A 25,564-nucleotide genomic window follows, 5' to 3' on the forward strand; every position below is an offset into this window, starting at 1 on the left:
TACTGAGCGCCGGTTAAAAGGCATCAATCACCGCCGTACCCTGTGGGAGCGAGCCTGCTCGCGAAGCGATCGTCGACTTAAACAGAAATGTTGGCTGACAATCCGCCTTCGCGAGCAGGCTCGCTCCCACACGGTTTGTGCCTAGACTGAAGCCATCGCCGGACTCGCCCCGCCCCGGGGCTGCTTAGGGATATCGACCATGCAATGGATGTTCATGTTGATCGGGCTGGTGCTCGGTGGACTGCTCGACGAGTCATTCAGCGGCGCGCTGTTGGGTGCGCTGCTGGGGCTGGTCATCGGCCAGGCGCTACGCATTGCGCGCCTCGGCTCGCAGGCGGCGGAGCAACAGCGTCAACTCGAGCAGGTGCGCGAAGCCTTGCAAGGCGTGGCCCAGCGGCTGTTTGTGCTGGAGGGTTCGCCCTCGCATACGCCCGCGCCGCCACCTGAAGCCGAGCCAGTCGCCGCACCCGTCGACGTGGCTGAGCAGGCTGCCCCGACCCTTGAACTGATCTGGGAACTGCCCCCCGAACTCGAACCGGTCTCCGCCGTCGCCCGCGAAACCAGCCAGCCGCTGCCGGCCGATGCCTGGCGCGCCGAACCGGCTCCCGTTGCACCACCGCAAAAAACCGCCGAACCCCGTGGCCCGAACCTGATCGAACGCGGCATCAGCGCTGCACGCAACTGGCTGTTTGGCGGCAACACCGTGCTGCGCGTCGGTGTGGTGCTGCTGTTTTTCGGTCTGGCATTTTTACTGCGTTACGCCACCGAAGGCATGGTGGTGCCGATCGAGTTGCGTTACGCCGGTGTTGCGGCAGCGGCGTTCGCCTTGCTTGCGCTGGGCTGGTGGCTGCGCCGACGCAACAGCAACTATGCGTTGATGCTGCAAGGCACCGGAATCGCGGTGTTGTACCTGACGGTGTTTGCGGCGATGCGTCTGCATCCGTTGCTTGATCCGTCCGCTGCACTCGGTTTGCTGGTCGCGGTGACGGTGTTCTCGGCCATTCTGGCGATCACTCAGGATGCACTGGGGTTGGCCGCAGCGGCAGCGTTGGGCGGTTTCGCCGCGCCGATTTTGACTTCTACCGGCGAAGGCAATCACGTCGCACTGTTCAGTTATTTCGCCTTGCTCAACGCCGGCATTCTCTCCATCGCCTGGTTCAAGGCCTGGCGCCTGCTCAACCTGATCGGTTTTGTCGGGACCTTCGGTATCGGTTTCGCCTGGGGTCTGCGTTCCTACACCCCGGAACTGCTGTGGAGCACCGAGCCGTTTCTGATTGTGTTTTTCCTTATGTACCTCGCCATCGGCCTGCTGTTCGCCCGGCGCAAATTGCGCGAGATGGCGGATGCCCCGCCGGACGCTGACCGCGAGGCGTTGCTGCAATGGTCGGCCCGCAAGGGCGATTACGTCGACGGCACCATGCTGTTCGGCCCGCCGATCATTGGCTTCGGTCTGCAGTTTGCGCTGGTGCAGCATCTCGAATTCGCGGCGGCGTTCAGTGCTCTGGCGCTGGGCATGATCTATATGGCACTGGCCAAAGTTTTGATGGGCGGGCGGGCGATGCTGCTGGGCGAAACCTGCCTGGCGCTGGGGGGGATTTTTGCCAGCCTGGCGATTCCGCTGGGGCTCGATGCGCGCTGGACTTCTGCGGCGTGGGCCGTGGAAGGCGCAGGGATTTTCTGGCTTGGTTTACGTCAGCATCGACCGTTTGCCCGGGCCTTTGCCTTACTGCTGCAACTGGGTTCGGCACTGGCGTTTCTCAGCCAGTTGCAGCCCGGCGAGAGCAGCCTGCTCGACGGCGCACCGCTGGGCGCGCTGATGCTTGGCGCCGCGCTGCTGTTCAGTTTCCTTCAACTGCGCAAGGCTACGCCCGAGCAGACATCGCCGTGGGAAAGGCAAGGCCTGCCGCTGCTGGCGTGTCTGGGCCTGACGTTCCTTTATCTGCTGGCACCGTTGTTCCTGTTCATCCAGGGCACGGCAATCAGTTGGGCCTTGGCCGGGTTGGCGACTTTGTTCGTGGGGCTGCGGATTCAATCACGCACATTCCTGTTCACCGCGTTCGCCGTGCAGTTGCTGGGCGGCGCGTTGTTCCTGCTGCGCCTGCAAACTGCCGGTGAAGATTCGGCGGCGGTGTTCAGCGCTGGCTGGAGCGGTTTGCTCAGTGCGTCCTTGATCGGACTGGCCTTGATTGGCGGCATGCTGCTCGCGGCTCGCGATGAGATGGTGCGCGCTGATGTGCGTCTGCTGCGCGGCTTGTCGGTGGTGTTGCTGGCGGGGTTGGTGCTGATCAATCTGGCGGTACTGTTCGTGCTGCCGTGGCAAACCGCGAGCGCGGTGTGGGCGGCCAGCGGTTTGCTGATCATCTGGCTGAGCCTGTACCTGCAACAGCGTCTGAGTTTCGTTTTCGGCCTGCTGTTGCAGGTGATCGGCGGCGCAGCGTTTCTGCTCGCCGGCCCCGAATGGCTCGGGTCGCTGTCTAGCGAAGAGTTGAAACCGTTGGCCCATGGCGGCTTCTGGACGCCACAGGTGCTGGGGCTGGCCGCGCTGATCGGCGCGTGGCGCTTGCAATTGGGCAACCATGCCACGGCTTTTGATGCCTTGAGTTTGCAGCGCTTGTCGCAAGTGCTGCTGGTCTGGGGCGCCGGTTGGTGGACGCTGGCGTGGGTCAGCGAGATCCTGCGATTCGCTTCGCCGAACCTGCAAGGCACATTGTTGCTGCTGGTCGCTGCGATCAGTGTTGCGCTATGGACGCTGTTGTCGCTGCGTCTGAAATGGCCGGCGCTGGGGTTGCTCTGCACCTTACTGATTCCGGCGGCGGCGCTGGTTTTGCTCGGCGCTTGGCATTCGCGCTACCACCCGGCCGCCGACTTCGGCTGGCTGGCGTGGCCGGCGCTGTTCGCGGTGCACTTCTTCAGCCTGTGCCGCTTGACTTCGCTGTTGCCGGCGCGCGCATTGAGCGCGGCCCATGTGTTCGGTTGCTGGCTGTTGATTGGGGTGCTGGCGCTGGAGTTGCGTTACGGCCTGCTGTTGTTGTCTGAGCAGTACAACGCGTGGCGCTGGCTGGGCTGGGCGATTCTGCCGAGCCTCTATCTGTTGCTGATGGCTGCACCGCGCAACTGGCCGTGGCCGGTGGCCGCATTTGCTCGGGAGTACCGCTTGTATGCGGCGGCACCGCTGGCGGTGCTGATGCTGGCGTGGTTCTGGCTGGCCAATGGCGTCAGCGATGGCAATGCCGAACCATTGCCTTACGTGCCGCTGCTCAACCCATTGGAGCTGGGTCTGCTGTTTGCGCTGTTCGGCGTTTATGCCTGGTCGCGCAGCGCCGTCGCGCAGCTGTCGATCCGTCAGGATCATGCCGACAAGGCTACGCAACTGATCGCCGGTGTGTCGCTGTTTGCCTTCTGCACCGCACTGGTCACCCGCGCCGCGCATCACTGGGCCGGCATCCCGTTCGAGCTTGATCAACTGCTCGCGTCGATGCTGGTGCAGGCCGGCCTGTCGATCGTCTGGACGTTGATGGCGCTGGGGCTGATGATCGGCGGCCATCTGCGCCATCGCCGCGAAGTCTGGCTGATCGGCGCGGCGCTGATCGCGCTGGTGGTGGCCAAGCTGATTTTTGTCGAACTGAGCAACCGTGGCGGCCTCGCCCGGATCGTCTCGTTTATCGGCGTTGGCATGTTGCTGCTGGTGGTCGGCTACTTTGCGCCGCTGCCACCCAAACGCGTCGAGGCTGAACCGGCGGCGGACAAACCCGCGCCGGAAACCGAAGGAGTTGCATCTTGAGTCGCATGCTGAATCTGGGTTGGTTGGCGCTGGGCGTGGTGATGGTCGCTGGCGCTCAGGAAAAACCGGCGGACTTCGCCACGCAGTTGCCGTTGACGGTGAGCGGCAATGGCCCGTGGTATCGCCTCGACCTGCCGCTGAGCGCGCAATTGCAGGCGCGCCAGACCGATCTCAGCGACCTGCGTGTGTTCAACGCCGCCGGCGAAGCGCAGGCCTACGCCTTGGCTCGCGAATCGGCGCAGACCCGCGACGACGGCAAGCTGCACGAGGTCAAATGGTTCCCGCTGTACAACGCCGCCGACGCCAGCGAGCGCGCGCCGAATGTGCGCGTGCAGTCGACCACCAACGGCACCCTGGTCGAAGTGCAACCGTCCTCGCAACTGGAGGCGGGCGAAGAAGTGCTGCGCGGCTGGCTGCTCGATGCCAGTGCGATCAAGGCACCGTTGCAGCAGTTGATCCTCGACTGGACCAGCGAGCGCGACGGTTTCCAGCGTTTCAGCATCGAGGCCAGCGACGATCTGCAGCACTGGCAGTCATGGGGCGAGGGCCAGGTGGCACGGCTGACCTTTTCCGATGAGCGCATCGAACAGCACGAAGTGACCCTGCCGGGGCAGACCGCGCGCTATGTGCGCCTGCTGTGGGAGTCGCCGGGTTCGGCGCCCGTCCTGACTTCGGCGCAATTGAAAAGCAGCGACCCGCGCAACCTGCCGCTGCCTTTGGTCTGGTCGCCCAGCGTGGCCGGCAGCAGCACCAAGTCCGGGGAATACATCTGGCAGTTGCCGATGGGGCTGAATGTCGAGCGGGTGCAGATCGAGCTGAAACAGCCGAACAGTCTGGCGCCGGTCACGTTGGCCGGCCGGCGCGAGAGCAACTTGCCGTGGCAGCCACTGAGCAGCGGTTTGCTGTATCGCCTGAGCCAGAACAATCAGGACGTGGTCCAGAACGAAATCCCGCTGTCCGGGCAGACCGTGCAGCAACTCAAGCTGACCGTGGATGAGCGCGGCGGCGGTCTGGGTGAGCAGGCGCCGGACCTGAAATACGCGGTGCGCGCCACGCAGGTGATCTTCCTCGCCCGGGGCGAAGGGCCGTACAGCCTGGCCTTGGGCAATGCCACGGTGAAAACGGCGAACCTGCCGCTGGCAACGTTGATTCCGGATTTCAAGCCAGAAAAGCTGGCGAACCTGGGCAAGGCGACGGTGCAGGACGAAGCAGTGGCCACGCAAACCTCAACGGCGACGACGGCTGCGGTGGCCGGGACCAACTGGAAGAAGTTCGGCTTGTGGGCAGTGTTGCTGCTCAGTGTGGTGTTTCTCGGGGCGATGGCGTTCAGCCTGTTGCGCAAACCGCCAGCCAATACCTGAGCATGGCCGGCGCTGCGCGCCAATCGCTGGCAAGCCAGCTCCCACAGTGATCTCGGTCGTTCACATATTTTGTGTACACCACACATCCTGTGGGAGCTGGCTTGCCAGCGATGGCGGCCGGTCAAACAACAAAATCATCAAACTGCCGCTATCACTCAATCACCACCCGCCCCATTTCCAACTACGCTCAAGCCGACACCTGAACTCTCCACCAACAATCACGTCTCATACAGGCAAATACACCCAGGCGCACGTTAGCCGGCGTCTTCGCTCGCTAGGTTTTCAGACTCCCTGTAAACTGCGCGGGTTTTCCGCCCCCCATTCCACCGGAGCCGTCCATGTCCCGCGTTACCTTGAGTCGCTATTTGATTGAGCAGACCCGCAGCAACAACACTCCTGCCGATCTGCGCTTTTTGATCGAAGTGGTGGCGCGTGCCTGCAAGGAGATCAGCCACGCCGTGTCCAAAGGCGCCCTGGGTGGTGTTCTGGGCAGCATGGGCACCGAGAACGTGCAAGGCGAAGTGCAGAAGAAGCTCGACGTCATCTCTAACGAGATCCTGCTCGAAGCCAACGAATGGGGCGGTCACCTGGCCGGCATGGCGTCCGAAGAAATGGACAACGCCTACCAGATCCCGGGCAAATACCCGAAAGGCGCATACCTGCTGGTCTTCGACCCACTGGACGGCTCGTCGAACATCGACATCAACGCCCCGGTCGGCACGATCTTCTCGGTATTGCGTTGCCCGAACGAATACCTGAGCCAGAACGAGCCGCTGAACGAAAAAGCCTTCCTGCAGCCAGGCACCCAGCAAGTGGCCGCCGGTTACGCCATCTACGGCCCGCAGACCATGCTGGTGCTGACCCTGGGCGACGGCGTCAAAGGCTTCACCCTGGACCGCGAAATGGGCAGCTTCGTACTGACTCACGAAGACATCACCATCCCGGAAACCACCCAGGAATTCGCCATCAACATGTCCAACCAGCGCCACTGGGAAGCCCCGGTACAGCGCTATGTCGGCGAGCTGCTGGCCGGTGAAGAAGGTCCGTTGAAGAAGAATTACAACATGCGCTGGGTCGCGGCAATGGTCGCTGACGTCCACCGCATCCTGACCCGCGGCGGTCTGTTCATGTACCCGCGCGACAGCCGCGAGCCGTCGAAACCGGGCAAGCTGCGCCTGATGTATGAAGCCAACCCGATGTCGTTCCTTGTCGAACAAGCCGGCGGCGCGTCCACCGACGGTCACCAGCGCATTCTCGACATCCAGCCGGAAGGCCTGCACCAGCGCGTTGCAGTGTTCCTCGGTTCGAAAGAAGAAGTCGCCCGCGCCACGGCCTACCACAAGGAATAAACCATGCACGCGCCCTGGCAGCCGTTGCTCGACTGGTGGTTCGGACACGCCGAATCAGCCAGCGAAGTAGCGGCCGAAAAGGGCAAGTTGTGGTTCGGCAAGCGAAACAGCCAGGACCTCGAAGCGCAGACGCGTTTCGGGGTCTTTGTCGATCAGGTCCTGGCCGGCGAATTGACTGAGTGGACGCAATGTCCCGAAGGCTGGCTGGCGGTGGTGCTGTTGCTTGATCAACTGCCACGCATGATCTATCGCGACACCCCCAAAGCATTTTCCGGTGATCTGCGCGCACAGAAGCTTGTCGCCCAAGGCATTGCAGCGGATTTTGATCGGCAGTTGAAACCGATTCAGCGTGTGTTCATTTATCTGGTGTTCGAACACTGCGAAAACCTCGCGGTGCAGAATGAAGCCGTTTCCAGATTTATTGAATTGGTGGCTGAACAGCCAGAGTCGGAGCGGGCGGTGTTTGCCGATAACCTGGACTATGCCGAGCGGCATCAGAAGGTGATTGCCCGGTTTGGCCGGTTTCCGCATCGCAATGCGGTGTTGGGGCGGGAGTCTACGGCTGAGGAATTGGAGTTTCTGTCCAGGCCCGGCTCAAGATTCTGAATCTTCAGTGCGGCTTATGCCGCTTTCGCGAGCAGGCTCGCTCCCACAATTGAAATGCATTCCACTGTGGGAGCGAGCCTGCTCGCGAAGAGGCCTGAGGCTGCAGCTTAGATCCTGAAGCTGCCGACCAGATGCTTCAACCGCGCCGCCTGCTGCTCAAGGTCCGAACACGCGCGCAACGTCGCCTGCAAGTTTTCCACGCCTTCCTGATTCAGCGTGTTGATCTCGTTGATATCAACGTTGATCGACTCGACCACAGCAGTCTGCTCTTCAGTCGCGGTGGCCACCGACTGGTTCATGCCGTCGATTTCGCCGATGCGCTGGGTCACGCTGCCCAGACGCTCGCCGGCCTGGTTGGCGATGCCGACGCTGCTTTCGCTCTCGCGCTGGCTCTCGGTCATGATGGTTACCGCCTGGCGTGCGCCGACCTGCAGCTCTTCGATCATCTTCTGCACTTGCTGCGCCGAATCCTGGGTGCGGTGCGCGAGGTTGCGCACCTCGTCGGCGACCACGGCGAAACCGCGTCCGGCCTCACCGGCACGCGCGGCTTCAATGGCGGCGTTGAGTGCGAGCAGGTTGGTCTGCTGGGAAATGCTGGTGATCACTTCGAGAATCTGGCCGATGTTCACCGTGTTGCTGTTCAGCGTTTCGATATTGCCGCAGGAATCGCTGATCTTCGCCGACAGTTGTTGCATGGCGTGGATGGTTTTATCCACCACCTGCTGGCCGTCGACCGCGAGGCTGCGCGCATCGCTGGAATGCTGCGAGGCGAGGGCGGCGTTCTGGGCGATTTCCTGAGCGGCGGCGCCGAGCTGATTGATCGCGGCGGCGACGCTGTTGGTGCGGCTGGCCTGCTGGTCGGAGTTGTACATCGACGAGTTCGAGGCAGCGACCACACGCAGGGCGACTTCGTTGACCTGGCCGGTGGCCGAGGACACTTCGCGGATCGACGTATGAATGCGTTCGACGAAGCGGTTGAACGACGTACCCAATGCGCCGAATTCATCGTTGCCGTGAATCACCAGACGCTTGGTCAGATCGCCTTCGCCTTCAGCGATGTCATGCATCGCACGGCCCATGGTCAGCAGCGGTTGCATCAGCACGCGAATCAGCATGCCGAGCAGGCCGATGATGATCAGCACGGCGATGACCATGGCGATCAGTGCCGAGGTGCGGAATTCGCTGAGCATCGAGAACGCGGTGTCTTTGTCGAGCACCAGCGCCACGTACCAGTCAGCCGACGGCACGCCGTTGACGTGGGTGAAGGAAATCAACTGGGTCTTGCCGTCGAACTCGACTTCTTTCAGGCCCGGGCTGACTTTGGGCGCACCGTTCGGATAAGCCTCGGCCAGTGTTTTGAGCACCAGCTTGCTGTCCGGGTGAATCAGGATTTTCCCTTCGGCGCTGACAATGAATGCATGACCGTGGCCGCCGAAGTTCAGCGAGTTGATGATCGCGCTGACGCTGGTCAGATCGATGTCGGCACCGGCCACGCCGAGCATTTGGCCCTGACGCTGCACCGGGGTGGCGACGGTGATCACCAGTTTGCCCGACGAAGCGGCTATGTACGGTTCGGTGACGATGGTCTGCTGCGCGCTGTTGGCCGCTTTGTACCAGCCGCGCGCGCGTGGATCGTAGTCCGGCGCACGGTTGCCGGCCGGCACCGAGAACATCACGCCGTCGGCACCGCCAAAATAGCTGAGCTGGAAATTGCCGGTGTAGGCGGGCAGGTCGATGATGCGCTTGAGGCTGGCGGGCGCGTTGCCGTCGACGGCGACTTGCTGCGACAGCGATTGCAGCAGTTGAATGCGACTTTCCAGCCAGGTCTGGATGTTGCTGGTGGTCAGGCTACCCAGTTCCTGCATGGTCGCTTCGGTGCTGCTGCTCAAGGCCTGACGTTGGCGATAGTCGTTGAAGAAGATGAAACAGGCGAACGCAACGGCCACCACAAGGGCAGCAGCCAGCAAAATCTTGTGGCTGAATTTCATGTTTCTGGTCATCGAATGAACTACCGCGAAGGGGCTGGTCAGGAAAGGGCGGCAATTTGCCATATTCGGCAGCGTTGCGCTGCTCTTATTTTCGACCGCGCCGCGCCAAAGATTAGGCGCTTGTGGGGAAAGTCGACGAAATGCTCGACGGCTTCACAAAGTTTTTGATTTACCGACAAAAGCCGGACGGGCGGGCTGATAAATAGGCGTTCGGTCACGGAACCAGATGACACTTTTCTCTTCTAAGCTTCTGGTTGGCACCATGCCATCCCCCCCTCGTTCCAGGAGTTTCACCATGTCGCTGCGATCTATCGCCCTGCTGTCGTTTTGCGTGCTGTTGGCCGCATGCAGCAAGGTCAATCAGGAAAACTACTCCAAGCTCTCGGCCGGCATGGCCAAGTCCGAAGTGGAAACCCTCCTCGGCAAGCCCACCGATTGCTCGGGCGCGCTCGGTATGTCCAGCTGCACCTGGGGCGACAAGAACAGCTTTATCAGCGTGCAATACGCCGGTGACAAAGTGCTGATGTTTTCCGGCCAAGGCCTGAAGTAAACCGGGGCTTCGCGCCCACGGAGAAAAAAATGAAGCGGTTATTGCTGATCCTTTTTGCTGGCCTGGTACTGGCTGGCTGCGCCACTTCCGGCGTCGACCCGTTGGCGCCCAAGACCGTCAACAGCGTCAATCTCAAGCGTTATCAGGGCACCTGGTATGAACTGGCACGCTTGCCGATGTACTTCCAGCGCCACTGCGCGCAATCCGAAGCCCATTACACCCTCAAGCCTGACGGTAATGTCGGCGTGCTCAACCGTTGCCTGACCCCGGAGTGGCAGTGGGAAGAAGCCAAGGGCACGGCTTATCCACAAGTGCCGGGCAAGACCGACAAGCTCTGGGTCGAATTCGATAACTGGTTCTCGCGTCTGGTGCCGGGTGTGGCGAAGGGCGAGTACTGGGTGTTGTATGTCAGCGACGATTACAAGACCGCCATCGTCGGCGATCCGAGTCGCAAGTACTTGTGGCTGCTGTCACGCACACCGACCGTCAACGGTGTAGTGCGTGAAGAATTGCTGAGCAAGGCGCGTCAACAGGGTTACGACACCACACGCCTGATCTGGCGCGCGTCGGATCGGCAGATGGCCAAGACGTCTAATTAAGCCGCTATACAAATCAAATGTGGGAGCGAGCCTGCTCGCGGAGAGGGTGTATCAGTCGACATGAATATTGACTGATACACCGCGTTCGCGAGCAGGCTCGCTCCCACAGTTTGGTTTTGGGTCAGCCCAAGAGATCGCGCAGGACCTGGGTGAAGGCTCGGGCGCTTTCCTCTTCGCCAGCATGCCGGCCATCACGCACCACCCATTGACCATTGACCAGCACATCGCGCACTTGGCGATCGCCGCCGGCGAACAACCAGCGATTGAGAATGCCGTCGCCATTGGCAGTCGCCAGATACGGATCGTTGCCATCGAGCACAATCCAGTCCGCGCGCTTGCCCACTTCCAGCGCGCCGATCGGCTGCCCCAGTGCCTGTGCACCGCCGTCCAGCGCCGCGTCATACAGGGTGCGACCGACCATCGGCTGCTGCGCGCCATACAAACGATTGCGCCGCTGATCGCGCAGACGCTGACCATATTCCAGCCAGCGCAACTCTTCCACCACGCTTAGCGATACATGGCTGTCGGAGCCAATGCCCATGCGCCCGCCCTGGGCAAGAAAGTCCACCGCCGGGAAAATCCCGTCACCCAGATTGGCTTCAGTGGTCAGACACAGCCCGGCGATCGCGCGACTGTTGGCCATCAGCGTGACTTCTTCCGGGTTGGCGTGGGTGGCGTGGACCAGACACCAGCGCTGATCGACTTCAGTATTTTCATACAGCCATTGCAACGGACGGCGACCGCTCCAGCTCAGGCAATCGTCGACTTCTTTCTGCTGCTCGGCGATGTGGATGTGCACCGGGCATTGTTTGTCACTGGCCGCCAACACTTCGCTGATCTGCTGCGGCGTCACCGCACGCAACGAGTGGAAACACAGGCCCAGCGATTGCGCCTTTTGCTGCGCCAGTAACGGCTGCAACCGCGCTTGCAGATTCAGATAGTTTTCAGTGCTGTTGATAAAGCGACGCTGGCCATCGTTGGGCGTCTGGCCACCGAAACCGGAATGACTGTAGAGCACTGGCAGCAGGGTCAGACCGATTCCGCTTTCGCTGGCGGCCTGACTGATGCGCAAGGCCAGCTCGGCCGGATCGGCGTACGGTTGGCCGTTGCTGTCGTGGTGCACGTAGTGAAATTCGGCGACCGAGGTGTAACCGGCCTTGAGCATTTCGATGTACAGCTGACGGGCGATGATGCCGAGCTGATCGGGGCTGATTTTTCCGACGAGGCGGTACATCAGATCGCGCCAGGTCCAGAAACTATCGTTGGGGTTGCCGGCCACTTCGGCCAATCCAGCCATGGCGCGCTGGAAGGCGTGGGAGTGCAGATTTGGCATCCCCGGCAGTAACGGCCCGCGCAGCCGCTCGGCTTCGTCTGCGCTGGAATCGGCCTGGATTCGGGTCAACAGGCCATCGGCGCTGACCTCGAGACGTACATTGTTGGCCCATCCGTTAGGCAGCAGTGCGCGTTCGGCAAAGAAGGCGGACATCGTTCGGCACCCCATCGTGTGTTATTTGTATATACATATACAGACGTTTGCCTGCCCGGTAAACTCCGGCAAGCTAGTCACTTTCATCCAATGAACAGGGATCAACCGTGCCGACTCCGCCTCCAGTTTCTCCGTTGGCCGCGAACATGGGCGACAGTCCGGCGCCCTTGTACGCCCGCGTCAAACAGATGATCACCCAGCAGATCGACAGCGGTAATTGGCCGCCGCACTACCGCGTGCCGTCCGAAAGCGAGCTGGTCAGCCAGCTCGGCTTCAGCCGCATGACCATCAACCGCGCCCTGCGCGAGATGACCGCCGACGGCCTGCTGGTGCGCATGCAAGGCGTGGGCACGTTTGTCGCCGAACCGAAGAGCCAGTCCGCGCTGTTCGAAGTGCACAACATTGCCGACGAAATCGCCTCGCGCGGGCATCGCCACACCTGTCAGGTCATCACCCTCGAAGAAGAGGCCGCCGGTTCCGAACGCGCGCTGGCGCTGGACATGCGCGAAGGCCAGAAAGTCTTCCACTCACTGATCGTGCATTACGAAAATGACATCCCGGTGCAAATCGAAGACCGTTTCGTCAACGCCCTGGTCGCGCCGGAATACCTCAAGCAGGATTTCACCCTGCAAACGCCCTATGCCTATCTCAATCAGGTCGCGCCGCTGACCGAGGGCGAGCACGTGGTCGAAGCGATTCTTGCCGAGCCGTCGGAGTGCAAGTTGCTGCAGATCGAAAAGGGCGAGCCGTGTCTGCTGATCCGTCGGCGGACTTGGTCGGGGCGTCAACCGGTGACGGCGGCACGTTTGATTCACCCGGGTTCCCGCCATCGTCTGGAAGGGCGCTTCCACAAATGAATGAAATAAAGGTTCTACGCGCTGAAGGCTACCCGCGCATGCCGTGGAAAAACGGCGGCGGCAGCACCGAGGAAATCACTCGTGATGCCGGCGCTGGCCTGGACGGTTTCGGCTGGCGTCTGTCGATTGCCGACATCTCCGAATCGGGCGGTTTCTCGACATTCGCCGGTTACCAGCGAGTCATCACCGTGTTGCAGGGCGACGGCATGACCCTGTGCGTCGACGGTGACGCTACCCGTCCACTGTTACCGCTGGACCCGTTTGCTTTCAGCGGCGAAAGTCAGGTGTCCTGCACCTTGCTCGGCGGTGCGATTCGCGACTTCAATCTGATCTACGCGCCGCAACGTTACAGCGCGCGATTGCAGTGGCTGGACGGTGAGCAGCGGTTTTTCAGCTCGGCATCGACGCTGCTGGTGTTCAGTGTCAGTGAGCTGATGGACGTGCGTGTTGGCGACGGCGTTTCACAGCTCGGTCGGCATGATTGCCTGCAGCTGGACGGCAACAGCGGGCTGGTCGAAGTCTCCACCAACGCCGCATGCTGCGTGATCGAACTCCTCCAGAACTGAACACACCCCTGTGGCGAGGGGATTTATCCCCGCTGGGTCGCGAAGCGGCCCCATTCCTGATTTAAAAAAGCGGTCTGCTGCGCAGCCCAGCGGGGATAAATCCCCTCGCCACAAAAACCATCCCACTCTTGTTTCCCTTCCGCGCACCAACTTGTTACCGAACGCCCCAGCGTGGCGCAAAACCACGCTGTCGTAGCCAATCCCAACCTCCCCAAAATAACTGCGAAGAAAATTTCATTCACGCCAGAACCCTTGATTCAGGCGCTCTCCAGCCCTACCCCTGATTTTTCCTGAACACTCCTCCAGCAAGTTGGCCGCTTGATTGCATATGCTTGTATGTACAAGTAAAGACGTATGCGTATGAGTCGGTCGAGACTCTCCGCAGCGTCCACTGATTCGCTTGTCGCGCAGCACAGCGCGCAGGCTGCTGCCCACTGCCAGGGTTGGTTTGAATTGATCGCTGAGGAGTCTTTTTCGTGACTGACAATACCCAGAACAGCAACAAGTTTCGTGACGTGCAGATCCGCGCCGCACGCGGTAACACGCTGACCGCCAAGAGCTGGCTGACGGAAGCGCCGCTGCGCATGTTGATGAACAATCTCGACCCGGAAGTCGCCGAGAACCCGAAAGAATTGGTGGTCTACGGCGGTATCGGTCGCGCCGCACGCAATTGGGAGTGCTACGACAAGATCGTCGAGAGCCTGACCAACCTGAATGACGACGAAACCCTGCTGGTGCAATCGGGCAAGCCGGTCGGCGTATTCAAGACTCATAGCAACGCGCCGCGCGTGCTGATCGCCAACTCCAACCTGGTGCCGCACTGGGCGAGCTGGGAACACTTCAACGAACTCGACGCCAAAGGCCTGGCCATGTACGGCCAGATGACCGCCGGCAGCTGGATCTACATCGGCAGCCAGGGCATCGTTCAGGGCACCTATGAAACCTTCGTCGAAGCCGGGCGCCAGCATTACAACGCTGACCTCAAGGGCCGCTGGGTGCTCACCGCCGGCCTCGGTGGCATGGGCGGCGCGCAACCGCTGGCCGCCACCCTGGCCGGCGCCTGCTCGCTGAACATCGAATGCCAGCAGGTCAGCATCGATTTCCGCCTGAAGAGCCGTTACGTCGATGAGCAAGCCAAAGACCTCGACGACGCTTTAGCGCGTATCGACAAATACACCAAAGAAGGCAAAGCGATTTCCATCGCTCTGCTCGGTAACGCTGCCGAAATTCTCCCGGAACTGGTCAAGCGTGGCGTGCGCCCGGACATGGTCACCGACCAGACCAGCGCCCACGATCCGCTCAACGGTTACCTGCCGGCCGGCTGGAGCTGGGACGAATACCGCGCCCGCGCCAAGACCGAACCGGCCGCTGTGATCAAAGCCGCCAAGCAGTCGATGGCGGTGCACGTCAAAGCCATGCTGGAGTTCCAGAAGCAAGGCATTCCGACCTTCGACTATGGCAACAACATCCGCCAGATGGCCCAAGAAGAAGGCGTCGAAAACGCTTTCGATTTCCCGGGCTTCGTGCCGGCCTACATCCGTCCGCTGTTCTGCCGTGGCATCGGCCCGTTCCGTTGGGCGGCGCTGTCGGGTGATCCACAGGACATCTACAAAACCGACGCCAAGGTCAAAGAGCTGATCCCGGACGACGCGCATTTGCACAACTGGCTGGACATGGCCCGCGAGCGCATCAGCTTCCAGGGTCTGCCGGCACGTATCTGCTGGGTCGGTCTGGGCCAGCGCGCCAAGCTCGGTCTGGCCTTCAACGAAATGGTCCGTAGCGGTGAGCTGTCGGCACCGGTGGTGATCGGTCGCGACCACCTCGACTCCGGCTCGGTGGCCAGCCCCAACCGCGAAACCGAATCGATGCAGGACGGTTCCGACGCCGTCTCCGATTGGCCGTTGCTCAACGCACTGCTGAACACCGCCAGCGGCGCGACCTGGGTCTCCTTGCACCACGGCGGCGGTGTCGGCATGGGCTTCTCGCAGCATTCGGGGATGGTGATCGTCTGCGACGGTACCGATGAGGCTGCCGAGCGCATTGCTCGTGTGCTGCATAACGACCCGGCGACTGGCGTCATGCGCCATGCGGATGCCGGTTACCAGATCGCCATCGACTGCGCGAAAGAGCAGGGGCTGAATCTGCCGATGATCACTGGCGGGTAACACGCTCTGGTTTTATGTGGGAGCGAGCCTGCTCGCGAAGGCGTCGTGTCAGTCGCTACTGCTGTGCCTGATACACCCGATTCGCGAGCAGGCTCGCTCCCACAGAGGAATTTCAGTGAACCCGAATAGCAATCCACAGAGGTTGAATCATGGCGGTTAACAACGAACGTGCAGGCAGTACCCCGTTGATCGAAAGGCGTTCGATCGACTACATCCCGGAAGCGGAAAGACACGGTCGTCTGTTCAGTCAGTTCACCCTGTGGATGGGCGCCAACCTGCAGATCACTGCGATCGTCACCGGGGCCTTGGCCGTGGTGCTCGGCGGTGATGTGTTCTGGTCGCTGATCGGTCTGTTGATCGGTCAGTTGCTCGGCGGTGGTGTGATGGCGCTGCATGCCGCGCAAGGACCGAAACTGGGCCTGCCGCAGATGATCTCCAGTCGTGTGCAATTCGGCGTTTACGGCGCTGCGATTCCGATCGTGCTGGTGTGCCTGATGTACCTCGGCTTCACCGCCACCGGAACGGTGCTGTCCGGGCAAGCGCTGGGCCAGTTGTTCGGTGTCAGCGACAGTGTAGGCATCCTGATTTTCGCCAGCGTCATCGTGCTGGTCACGGTGCTTGGCTACCGGGTAATCCACTGGATCGGCCGCGTCGCCAGTGTGATTGGCGTGATCGCTTTCGTGTTCCTGTTCTGGCGGCTGATGAGCCAGACCGACGTTGGTGCGCTCCTGCAGATTCGTCATTTCAGCTGGAGCAGCTTTCTGCTGGCGGTGTCGCTGGCTGCGTCCTGGCAGATCGCTTTCGGCCCGTATGTGGCGGACTACTCGCGTTACCTGCCGAGCGCCACTTCATCGGTGAAAACCTTTTTCGCCGCTGGCGCAGGTTCGGTGATCGGCGCGCAGGTGGCGATGATCCTCGGCGTGTTTGCCGCCGCGTCGGCCAACGGTCAATTCGCTGGCCATGAAGTCGCCTACATCGTCGGACTCGGCGGTACCGGCGCCACTGCCGCACTGCTGTATTTCAGCATCGCGTTCGGCAAGGTGACCATCTCCACTTTGAACTCCTACGGCAGCTTCATGTGCATCGCCACCATCATCAGTGGCTTCAAAGGGCACCTGACGGTTACCCGCATGCAACGGCTGGTGTTCGTGCTGTTCATCGTCGGTGCGGCAACCCTGATTGCCTTGCTCGGACAGCACTCGTTCCTCGGTGCGTTCAAGTCGTTCATCCTGTTTCTGCTCGCCTTCTTCACCCCGTGGAGCGCGATCAATCTGGTCGACTACTACTGCATCACCCGCGAGCGCTATGACGTGCCGGCGCTGGCCGATCCGAACGGTCGCTACGGCCGCTGGAACCTGCTCGGTATCAGCGTCTATGTGTTCGGCGTGCTGGTGCAGTTGCCATTCATCTCGACCAAGTTCTACACCGGCCCACTGGTGGCCGCCCTCGGTGATGTCGACATTTCCTGGATCATCGGTCTGGTTCTCCCGGCCGCCGTCTATTACTTCTGCGCAAAGAAATGGCACAGCACCGTGCCCGATCACCTGATTCTGCCGGTCGAGCAGAACAGCACCCAACAAGCAAAAACGAGCGGGGCCGGTCGCGCTGCGGCGCAGGCCTGATCTGGACGTGGACCAGGCTGGATGCCTCTTGAACTGCCGTAAGCCCATTCATGATTAGGAGCGTCACGACAATGAAATCGAACAAGACCCTGCTGACCACATTGCTGTCCATGGGCCTGCTGGCCAGTGCCGGTGCGACGCAAGCCGCCGGCTGGTGCGAATCGGGCAAACCGGTGAAATTCGCCGGGCTGAACTGGGAAAGCGGCATGCTTCTGACCGACGTGCTGCAAGTGGTGCTGGAGAAAGGTTACGGCTGCAAGACCGACAGCCTGCCGGGCAATTCCATCACCATGGAAAACGCCCTGAGCAGCAACGATATTCAAGTGTTTGCCGAAGAGTGGGTCGGCCGCAGCGAGGTCTGGAACAAGGCCGAGAAGGCCGGCAAGGTCGTCGGCGTCGGTGCACCGGTGGTGGGCGCGGTCGAAGGCTGGTACGTGCCGCGTTACGTGATCGAAGGCGACGCCAAGCGCAAGCTCGAGGCGAAAGCCCCGGACCTGAAAAACATCGCTGATCTGGGCAAGTATTCCGCCGTGTTCAAGGACGCTGAAGAGCCGTCCAAGGGCCGCTTCTATAACTGCCCGGCCGGCTGGACCTGCGAGCTCGACAACAGCGAAATGCTCAAGAGCTACGGCCTGGAAAACAGCTACACCAACTTCCGTCCGGGCACCGGACCTGCGCTGGATGCAGCGGTGCTGTCGAGCTACAAGCGTGGCGAGCCGATCCTCTTCTACTACTGGTCGCCAACGCCGCTGATGGGCCAGATCGATGCAGTCAAACTGGAAGAGAAACCCGGCGTCGACAAGACCGTCAGCATCAAGGTCGGCCTGTCGAAAACCTTCCACGACGAAGCCCCGGAACTGGTCGCCGTGCTGGAAAAGGTCAACCTGCCGATCGACCTGCTCAATCAGAACCTCGGCCGCATGGCCAAGGAACGCATCGAGTCGGCAAAACTGGCGAAAATCTTCCTCAAGGAACATCCTGAAGTCTGGCACGCATGGGTGAGCGACGACGCAGCCAAGAAAATCGACGCGGCCTTGTAGGTCAGGTTTCCCCGGCTGCCAGCCACGGCAGCCGGACGCTTGATCGCAACCCCTTGATTGAGAGTCCCTTATGTTTCCCGAAAGCTTTACCTTTTCCATCGCCGACTGGGTCAACGGTTGGGTCGATTCGCTGGTGACCAACTACGGCGACGTGTTCCGGCATATCTCCGACACGCTGTTGTGGGCCATCGTCAGTCTCGAAGGTTTGCTGCGTGCGGCGCCGTGGTGGTTGATGCTGGCAATCGTCGGTGTCATCGCCTGGCACGCCACGCGCAAGGTCGTGACCACCGCCGTGATTGTCGGCTTGCTGTTTCTGGTGGGCGCGGTCGGCCTCTGGGACAAACTCATGCAGACCCTGGCGCTGATGATGGTCGCGACGATCATTTCGGTGCTGATCGGCATCCCGCTGGGGATTCTCTCGGCGCGTAGCAATCGCCTGCGTTCGGTGCTGATGCCGCTGCTCGACATCATGCAGACCATGCCGAGTTTCGTTTACCTGATTCCGGTGCTGATGCTGTTCGGCCTGGGCAAGGTGCCGGCGATTTTCGCCACGGTGATCTACGCCGCGCCCCCGCTGATTCGCCTGACCGACCTTGGTATTCGCCAGGTCGACGGCGAAGTCATGGAAGCGATCAATGCCTTCGGCGCCAACCGCTGGCAGCAACTGTTCGGCGTGCAACTGCCGCTGGCCCTGCCGAGCATCATGGCCGGGATCAACCAGACCACGATGATGGCCCTGTCGATGGTGGTGATCGCCTCGATGATCGGCGCCCGCGGCCTCGGTGAAGACGTGCTGGTGGGGATTCAGACCCTCAACGTCGGCCGTGGTCTCGAAGCCGGGCTGGCGATCGTGATTCTCGCGGTGGTCATCGACCGCATTACTCAAGCGTACGGTCGGCCACGCCACGAGGTGAGCAAATGAGCAACGCAAGCGTGAGCAAGATCGAAGTGCGCAACGTCTTCAAGATTTTCGGCAACCGCGCCAAGGATGCGCTGGCCATGGTCGGCCAGGGCAAGAGCAAGGATCAGGTGCTCAACGAAACCGGTTGCGTGGTCGGCGTGAACGACTTGTCGCTGAGCATCGGCACTGGCGAAATCTTTGTGATCATGGGCCTGTCCGGCTCGGGCAAATCCACCCTGGTGCGCCACTTCAATCGCCTGATCGACCCTACCAGCGGGGCGATTCTGGTCGATGGCGAGGACATCCTGCAGTACGACATGGACGCCCTGCGCGAATTTCGCCGGCACAAGATCAGCATGGTGTTCCAGAGCTTCGGCCTGCTGCCGCACAAAACCGTGCTCGATAACGTCGCCTACGGCCTGAAAGTACGTGGCGAAAGCAAGCAGGTCTGCGCCGAACGCGCGCTGCACTGGATCAACACCGTCGGTCTAAAAGGCTACGAAAAAAAATACCCGCACCAGCTCTCCGGCGGCATGCGTCAGCGCGTCGGCCTCGCCCGTGCATTGGCGGCGGACACCGACATCATCCTCATGGACGAAGCGTTCAGTGCGCTGGATCCGTTGATCCGCGCCGAGATGCAGGACCAGTTGCTGGAACTGCAAAAGACCCTGCACAAAACCATCGTCTTCATCACCCACGACCTCGACGAAGCCGTGCGCATCGGCAATCGCATCGCGATTCTCAAGGATGGCCGGTTGATCCAGGTGGGTACGCCAAGAGAGATCCTGCATTCGCCGGCGGATGAGTATGTCGACCGGTTCGTGCAGCGGCGGGCGGCGGTGGTCTGAGACTGAGTGGCCGTTGTGGCGAGGGGATTTATCCCCGTTCGGCTGCGAAGCAGTCGTAAAACCGGCCACTGCGGTCTGTCTGACGGATTTGCGGGCATGGTTTGGGGCGGCTTCGCCACCCAACGGGGATAAATCCCCTCGCCACAGGGTTACCGGCATCAACAGAATTGGTATGAGGTTTTAGATGTCCCAGGCTGAAAAAATCGTTATCACAGGCAGCCCTCTGCGTTGGCAGGACGTGGTCGCCGTTGCCCGGCACGGTGCGCCACTGGAACTGTCCAGCGAAACCTGGGCGCGCATCGATAACGCTCAGGCCATCGTCCAGCGCATCGTCGCCAGCGGCGAGCGCGCCTATGGCGTCAACACCGGTCTGGGCGGTCTGTCCAACGTCTCGCTGCAGGACGAACAGCTCAGCCAACTCTCGCGCAACACCTTGCTCAGCCATGCCTGCGGTGTCGGCCCGGTGCTCAGCGACGAGCAGACCCGCGCGATCATCTGCGCTGCTGTTCACAACTACAGCCACGGCAAGTCCGGCCTGCATCGGCGTGTGGTCGAAGGGCTGCTGGCGCTGCTCAATCGCGGCATCACCCCGCAGGTGCCGTCGCAGGGTTCGGTGGGTTACCTGACGCACATGGCGCACATCGGCATCGCGCTGCTCGGCGTTGGCAATGTCAGTTATCGCGGGCAGATCATTTCGGCGCAACAGGCGCTGGCCGAAGAGGGCCTGCAACCTGTGCAGCTCGGCGCGAAGGATGGCTTGTGTCTGGTCAACGGCACGCCCTGCATGACCGGCCTCAGTTGCCTGGCGATTGCCGATGCTACGCGGCTGTTGCAATGGGCCGATGTCATTGGTGCGATGAGTTTCGAAGCCCAGCGCGGCCAGATCGATGCCTTCGATGCCGAGATCATTGCGCTCAAGCCGCATCCGGGCATGCAGCAGGTCGGCCAAAATCTGCGTGCATTACTCGATGGCAGCCAAGTGATCGCCGCAAGCAAAGGCATTCGCACTCAGGACGCGCTGAGCATCCGTTCGATCCCGCAGGTCCACGGCGCCGCGCGTGATCAACTCGCGCATGCGATCAAACAGGTCGAAGCCGAACTCAACGGCTGCACCGACAACCCTTTACTGCTGGGCACACCGGACAATTTTCGGGTGATGTCGCAGGCCAACCCGCACGGTCAATCCGTGGCGATGGCTGCGGATCTGCTGGCGATTGCCATGGCCGAAATCGGCTCGATTGCCGAGCGCCGTCTGGACCGTTTGGTCAATCCGCACGTCAGCGGTCTGCCGGCGTTTCTGGTGGCCAATCCCGGGGTCAACTCGGGGATGATGATCGTGCAATACGTCGCCGCCTCGCTGTGTGCGGAAAACCGTCAATTGGCGCAACCGGCGGTACTCGACAACTACATCACCTCGGGCCTGCAGGAAGATCACCTGAGCATGGGCACCAACGCCGCGCTGAAGCTGCATCGCGCGCTGGAAAACTGCACGCAGATCCTCGCGATTGAATACCTGCTGGCGGCGCAGGCGTTTGAATTCCTCAAGGAACAGCGCTTTGGCGTGGGCACTGACTGCGCGTGGAAACTGCTGCGCGAAACGGTCCCCGCCTACGATCAGGATCGCTGGCTGGCGCCGGATATCGCTGCCGCTGCGACCGTGCTGAAAGACCCGAATCTGCCGCACAACGTTCTACCGAATTTGCACTGACAACTACCCATACCAGCGTGCCAAGGCGTGGATCGTTCACAAGACGAGAAACGACGGATAACGGAATGCTCCGGAGCGACTGGTAGTTAATAACAATGCCTGACAGGAGCATTTTAATGACTGCGCTGAATCTGATCCCCGGCCAACTGAGCCTGGCCCAACTGCGTGACGTCTATCAGAACCCGGTCACACTGACCCTCGACAACAGCGCCAGCGCGCAGATCGAGGCCAGCGTCGCCTGCGTCGAACAGATCCTCGCCGAGAACCGCACCGCCTACGGCATCAACACCGGTTTCGGCCTGCTGGCCTCGACGCGCATCGCCAGCGAAGACTTGGAAAACCTGCAGCGTTCGCTGGTGCTCTCGCACGCTGCCGGCGTCGGCCAGCCGATCAGCGATGACCTTGTGCGACTGATCATGGTGCTCAAGGTCAACAGTCTCAGCCGTGGTTTTTCCGGCATCCGTCGGCAGGTGATCGATGCGCTGATCGCGCTGATCAATGCCGAGGTCTATCCGCACATTCCGCTGAAAGGTTCGGTCGGTGCGTCGGGGGATCTGGCGCCGTTGGCGCACATGTCGCTGGTGCTGCTGGGCGAGGGCAAGGCGCGCTACAAGGGCGAATGGCTTGAAGCCACCGAAGCACTGAAAGTCGCAGGCCTGGCGCCGCTGACTTTAGCGGCTAAAGAAGGTCTGGCGCTGCTCAACGGTACCCAGGTTTCCACAGCGTTTGCCCTGCGCGGCCTGTTCGAAGGCGAAGATCTGTTTGCCGGTGCAGTGGCGCTGGGCAGTCTCACCGTAGAAGCCGTGCTCGGTTCGCGCTCGCCGTTCGACGCGCGCATTCATGCCGCGCGTGGGCAGAGAGGGCAGATCGATGCTGCTGCCGCGTACCGCGATCTGCTCGGTGAGCGCAGCGAAGTCTCCGCCTCGCACCAGAACTGCGACAAGGTCCAGGACCCGTATTCGCTGCGCTGCCAGCCGCAAGTCATGGGCGCCTGCCTGACCCAGTTCCGCCAGGCCGCTGAAGTGCTGGCGGTCGAAGCCAACGCGGTTTCCGACAACCCCTTGGTCTTCGCCGCTGAAGGCGACGTGATTTCCGGCGGCAACTTCCACGCCGAACCGGTAGCCATGGCCGCTGACAACATGGCCCTGGCCATCGCTGAAATCGGCTCGCTGAGCGAACGCCGCATCTCGCTGATGATGGACAAGCACATGTCGCAACTGCCGCCGTTCCTGGTGGCCAATGGCGGGGTGAACTCCGGTTTCATGATCGCCCAGGTCACCGCTGCGGCGCTGGCCAGCGAAAACAAGGCGTTGTCGCATCCGCATTCGGTGGACAGCCTGCCGACCTCGGCCAACCAGGAAGATCACGTATCGATGGCCCCGGCGGCGGGCAAGCGTCTGTGGGAAATGGCCGAGAACACTCGCGGCATTCTCGCCGTGGAATGGCTGGCGGCGGTGCAGGGCCTGGATCTGCGTAACGGCCTGAAGACTTCGCCGAAGCTGGAACAGGCGCGGGCGATCTTGCGCAAGGAAGTGCCGTTCTATGAGAAGGACCGCTTCTTTGCGCCGGACATCAATGCGGCGACTGAATTGCTGGCGTCGCGGTGTCTGACCGAGCTTGTTGCTGGGCAGTTGTTGCCTAGTTTGTAAGCGCTTTACGGGGAGATTTGTATTGTTAGTGAAATCGCTCCCCCTCACCCCAGCCCTCTCCCCCAAGGGGGAGAGGGGGAAGGGAGCCGATCTTCATTGTTTTCGCAACGTGAGTTCGGCTGAGAAATTTCAGGTCGGCATATCTCGACAGAACAACACGGTCAGTCCCCTCTCCCTCTGGGAGAGGGCTAGGGTGAGGGGCTTTTGAGGCTGCTCACCATACAAACCCAAACGGAGGCCAACAGTGAAAACCCTCTGGCAACACTGCCACGTCGCAACCATGGCCAACGGCGCCTATTCGATCATCGAGGATGCCGCGATCGTGACGTCCGGCACGCTGATCGAGTGGATCGGCCCGCGCACTCAATTGCCGTCCGGCGAATACCCGGCGGTCAATGATTTGCAGGGTGCGTGGGTCACCCCCGGTCTGATCGACTGCCACACCCACACCGTGTTCGGCGGCAACCGCAGCGGTGAGTTCGAGCAGCGTCTGCAAGGCGTCAGCTACGCCGAGATCGCCGCGCAGGGCGGCGGCATCGCCAGCACCGTGCGCGCCACCCGCGAAGCGAGCGAAGACGAGTTGTTCGCCAGCGCCGCCAAACGCCTGAAAAGCCTGATGCGCGACGGCGTGACCACGGTGGAAATGAAATCCGGCTACGGTCTCGATCTGGCCAATGAGCGCAAGCTGCTGCGGGTCATCCGGCGCCTGGCCGAAGAGCTGCCGATCAGCGTCCGCAGCACTTGCCTGGCGGCGCACGCGTTGCCGCCGGAGTACAAGGATCGCGCCGACGAATACATCGATCTGGTCTGCGAGCAGATGCTTCCGGCCCTCGCCGCCGAAGGTTTGGTCGATGCCGTGGATGCGTTCTGCGAATACCTGGCGTTTTCGCCGGAGCAGGTCGAGCGGGTCTTCGTCGCCGCGCAACAACTCGGACTGCCGGTGAAGCTGCACGCCGAGCAATTGTCCTCGCTGCATGGTTCCAGCCTCGCCGCACGCTACAAAGCCTTGTCCGCCGATCACCTGGAGTTCATGGACGAGGACGACGCGATCGCCATGGCCGCTGCCGACACCGTCGCCGTGCTGCTACCGGGCGCGTTCTACTTTTTGCGCGAAACCCAGTTGCCGCCGATGGAAGCGCTGCGCAAGCACAAGGTGAAGATCGCCATCGCCAGCGACCTCAACCCCGGCACCTCGCCGGCGCTGTCGTTGCGTCTGATGCTGAACATGGCCTGCACCTGTTTCCGCATGACCCCGGAAGAAGCTCTGGCCGGGGCGACCATCCATGCCGCGCAGGCGATGGGCATGGCGCAGACCCATGGCTCGCTGGAGGTCGGCAAGGTCGCTGATTTCGTGGCGTGGGACATCGAGCGTCCAGCGGATCTGGCCTATTGGCTCGGTGGCGATCTGGACAAGCGCGTCGTGCGTCACGGCGTCGAATCGAATCTGTAGGAGGGCGGTTGTGGACAAGGTTCTGAGTTTCAAACAAGGCCGCGTGCCGCTGCTGATCAGCATGCCCCATGCGGGTGTGCGTCTGACCCCAACGGTCGAGGCCGGGCTGATCCCCGCTGCGAGAAGCCTGCCGGACACCGACTGGCATATTCCGCTGCTCTACGATTTTGCCGAGGAACTGGGCGCCAGCACCCTGGCTGCCGAGTATTCGCGTTTCGTCATCGACCTCAACCGGCCGTCCGACGACAAGCCGTTGTATGCCGGGGCGACCACCGGGTTGTATCCGGCGACGTTGTTCGACGGCATTCCGTTGTTTCAGGAAGGTCTGGAACCGTCGAAAGAGGAGCGCGCAACATACCTGGAGCAGATCTGGACGCCGTACCACCGCACCTTGCAGGAGGAACTGGCGCGACTGAAAGCCGAATTCGGTTACGCGCTGTTGTTCGATGCGCACTCGATCCGCTCGCTCATCCCGCACCTGTTCGACGGCAAACTGCCGGACTTCAACCTTGGCACGTTCAATGGCGCCAGTTGTGATCCGCAACTGGCTGCTGAACTGGAAGTGATCTGCGCGCGGCACGAGCAGTTTACTCATGTGCTCAACGGTCGCTTCAAAGGCGGGCACATCACCCGCCAGTACGGCGATCCGGCGGAGAACATCCACGCCGTGCAGCTGGAACTGTGCCAGTCCACCTACATGGAAGAGTTCGAACCGTTCCGCTACCGCGCCGATCTGGCCGAACCGACGCGGGTGGTGCTCAGGGAATTGCTGCAGGGCTATCTGGCCTGGGCAAAATCTCACTACAGCGCCTAACCCCTGTGGGAGCGAGCCTGCTCGCGAAGGCGTCCGTTTGATCGTTCCCACGCTCTGCGTGGGAATGCAGCCCGTGACGCTCCGCGTCACTGGACGCGGAGCGTCCCAAGAGGCGTTCCCACGCAGAGCGTGGGAACGATCAGGCCCCGGAGCATGCTCATTGACGCAAATCGGGTTTATGATGCCCAACGGCAGAATAATACGAGTCCCCCCAGGGATGACCT

The 25,564-nt window shown here is 61.5% G+C and carries 19 protein-coding genes; 17 read left to right on the top strand and 2 right to left on the bottom strand.

Features of this window, described 5'->3' with window-relative positions; genetic code table 11:
• Positions 1-199 precede the first annotated feature (199 nt).
• The 4 genes from ACZ9BE_RS26220 (at position 200) to ACZ9BE_RS26235 (ending at position 7,097) form a co-directional block, all read left to right on the top strand.
• Positions 200-3,781, top strand: coding sequence for a DUF2339 domain-containing protein (locus ACZ9BE_RS26220; RefSeq protein ID WP_476250099.1), 3,582 nt, complete (start codon positions 200-202; stop codon positions 3,779-3,781).
• Positions 3,778-5,142, top strand: a complete 1,365-nt coding sequence (locus tag ACZ9BE_RS26225; protein WP_476250100.1) for a DUF3999 domain-containing protein — start codon at positions 3,778-3,780, stop codon at positions 5,140-5,142. The genes ACZ9BE_RS26220 and ACZ9BE_RS26225 overlap by 4 nt, the downstream gene beginning before the upstream one ends.
• A gap of 338 nt (positions 5,143-5,480) precedes the next feature.
• The gene (locus ACZ9BE_RS26230; RefSeq protein ID WP_016772098.1) at positions 5,481-6,491 is read left to right on the top strand and encodes a class 1 fructose-bisphosphatase; all 1,011 of its coding nucleotides are present in this window, start codon (positions 5,481-5,483) and stop codon (positions 6,489-6,491) included.
• A gap of 3 nt (positions 6,492-6,494) precedes the next feature.
• Positions 6,495-7,097 (top strand): DUF924 family protein, encoded by a 603-nt coding sequence (locus ACZ9BE_RS26235; RefSeq protein ID WP_476250101.1) that lies wholly within the window; start codon positions 6,495-6,497, stop codon positions 7,095-7,097.
• A 107-nt stretch (positions 7,098-7,204) separates the two neighbouring features.
• On the opposite strand, the gene ACZ9BE_RS26240 is transcribed toward ACZ9BE_RS26235, so the two are convergent.
• Positions 7,205-9,097: a methyl-accepting chemotaxis protein gene (locus ACZ9BE_RS26240; RefSeq protein ID WP_206663048.1), complete on the bottom strand. Its 1,893-nt coding sequence runs from the start codon at positions 9,095-9,097 to the stop codon at positions 7,205-7,207.
• 283 nt (positions 9,098-9,380) lie between these two features.
• Between ACZ9BE_RS26240 and ACZ9BE_RS26245 the strand changes: the two genes are divergently transcribed.
• The gene (locus ACZ9BE_RS26245) at positions 9,381-9,635 is read left to right on the top strand and encodes a hypothetical protein (RefSeq protein ID WP_016772095.1); all 255 of its coding nucleotides are present in this window, start codon (positions 9,381-9,383) and stop codon (positions 9,633-9,635) included.
• 29 nt (positions 9,636-9,664) lie between these two features.
• On the top strand, positions 9,665-10,234 hold the full coding sequence (locus ACZ9BE_RS26250; protein WP_016772094.1) for a lipocalin family protein: 570 nt from the start codon (positions 9,665-9,667) through the stop codon (positions 10,232-10,234).
• A 121-nt stretch (positions 10,235-10,355) separates the two neighbouring features.
• Here the strand turns inward: ACZ9BE_RS26250 and ACZ9BE_RS26255 are convergent, their stop codons facing one another.
• Positions 10,356-11,720, bottom strand: coding sequence for a formimidoylglutamate deiminase (locus ACZ9BE_RS26255; RefSeq protein WP_476250102.1), 1,365 nt, complete (start codon positions 11,718-11,720; stop codon positions 10,356-10,358).
• Between the two features lie 146 nt (positions 11,721-11,866).
• Here ACZ9BE_RS26255 and hutC point away from each other — a divergent pair, with 146 nt between their 5' ends.
• From hutC to hutG, 11 genes are all read left to right on the top strand, one after another.
• Positions 11,867-12,577 (top strand): histidine utilization repressor, encoded by a 711-nt coding sequence (hutC, locus tag ACZ9BE_RS26260; protein ID WP_162803449.1) that lies wholly within the window; start codon positions 11,867-11,869, stop codon positions 12,575-12,577.
• Positions 12,574-13,143 carry a HutD/Ves family protein gene (locus tag ACZ9BE_RS26265; RefSeq protein WP_476250103.1) on the top strand — a complete coding sequence of 190 codons (570 nt, stop codon included), beginning with the start codon at positions 12,574-12,576 and terminating at the stop codon, positions 13,141-13,143. The genes hutC and ACZ9BE_RS26265 overlap by 4 nt, the downstream gene beginning before the upstream one ends.
• Positions 13,144-13,619: 476 nt before the next feature.
• Entirely contained in the window at positions 13,620-15,308 is a 1,689-nt protein-coding gene (gene hutU, locus ACZ9BE_RS26270; RefSeq protein ID WP_016772090.1) for a urocanate hydratase, read from the top strand.
• A 149-nt stretch (positions 15,309-15,457) separates the two neighbouring features.
• Positions 15,458-16,930 carry a purine-cytosine permease family protein gene (locus tag ACZ9BE_RS26275; protein WP_476250104.1) on the top strand — a complete coding sequence of 491 codons (1,473 nt, stop codon included), beginning with the start codon at positions 15,458-15,460 and terminating at the stop codon, positions 16,928-16,930.
• Positions 16,931-17,001: 71 nt separating this feature from the next.
• A complete protein-coding gene (locus tag ACZ9BE_RS26280) occupies positions 17,002-17,970 on the top strand; it encodes an ABC transporter substrate-binding protein (protein WP_071174126.1) in 969 nt (322 codons plus the stop codon).
• Positions 17,971-18,040: 70 nt separating this feature from the next.
• Positions 18,041-18,892, top strand: a complete 852-nt coding sequence (locus tag ACZ9BE_RS26285) for an ABC transporter permease (protein WP_016772087.1) — start codon at positions 18,041-18,043, stop codon at positions 18,890-18,892.
• Positions 18,889-19,719 (top strand): quaternary amine ABC transporter ATP-binding protein, encoded by an 831-nt coding sequence (locus ACZ9BE_RS26290; RefSeq protein ID WP_252885168.1) that lies wholly within the window; start codon positions 18,889-18,891, stop codon positions 19,717-19,719. Before ACZ9BE_RS26285 ends, ACZ9BE_RS26290 begins: the two co-directional genes overlap by 4 nt.
• Positions 19,720-19,903: 184 nt before the next feature.
• Positions 19,904-21,427, top strand: a complete 1,524-nt coding sequence (gene hutH, locus ACZ9BE_RS26295) for a histidine ammonia-lyase (RefSeq protein WP_476250105.1) — start codon at positions 19,904-19,906, stop codon at positions 21,425-21,427.
• Between the two features lie 116 nt (positions 21,428-21,543).
• Positions 21,544-23,076: a histidine ammonia-lyase gene (gene hutH / locus ACZ9BE_RS26300; protein WP_056787278.1), complete on the top strand. Its 1,533-nt coding sequence runs from the start codon at positions 21,544-21,546 to the stop codon at positions 23,074-23,076.
• 244 nt (positions 23,077-23,320) lie between these two features.
• The gene (gene hutI / locus ACZ9BE_RS26305) at positions 23,321-24,526 is read left to right on the top strand and encodes an imidazolonepropionase (RefSeq protein WP_375123004.1); all 1,206 of its coding nucleotides are present in this window, start codon (positions 23,321-23,323) and stop codon (positions 24,524-24,526) included.
• A gap of 10 nt (positions 24,527-24,536) precedes the next feature.
• Complete coding sequence (gene hutG / locus ACZ9BE_RS26310; protein WP_476250106.1) at positions 24,537-25,340, top strand: N-formylglutamate deformylase; 804 nt, start codon at positions 24,537-24,539, stop codon at positions 25,338-25,340.
• Positions 25,341-25,564: the final 224 nt, after the last annotated feature.

The sequence above is a fragment of the Pseudomonas sp. TE9122 genome, assembly GCF_056278925.1.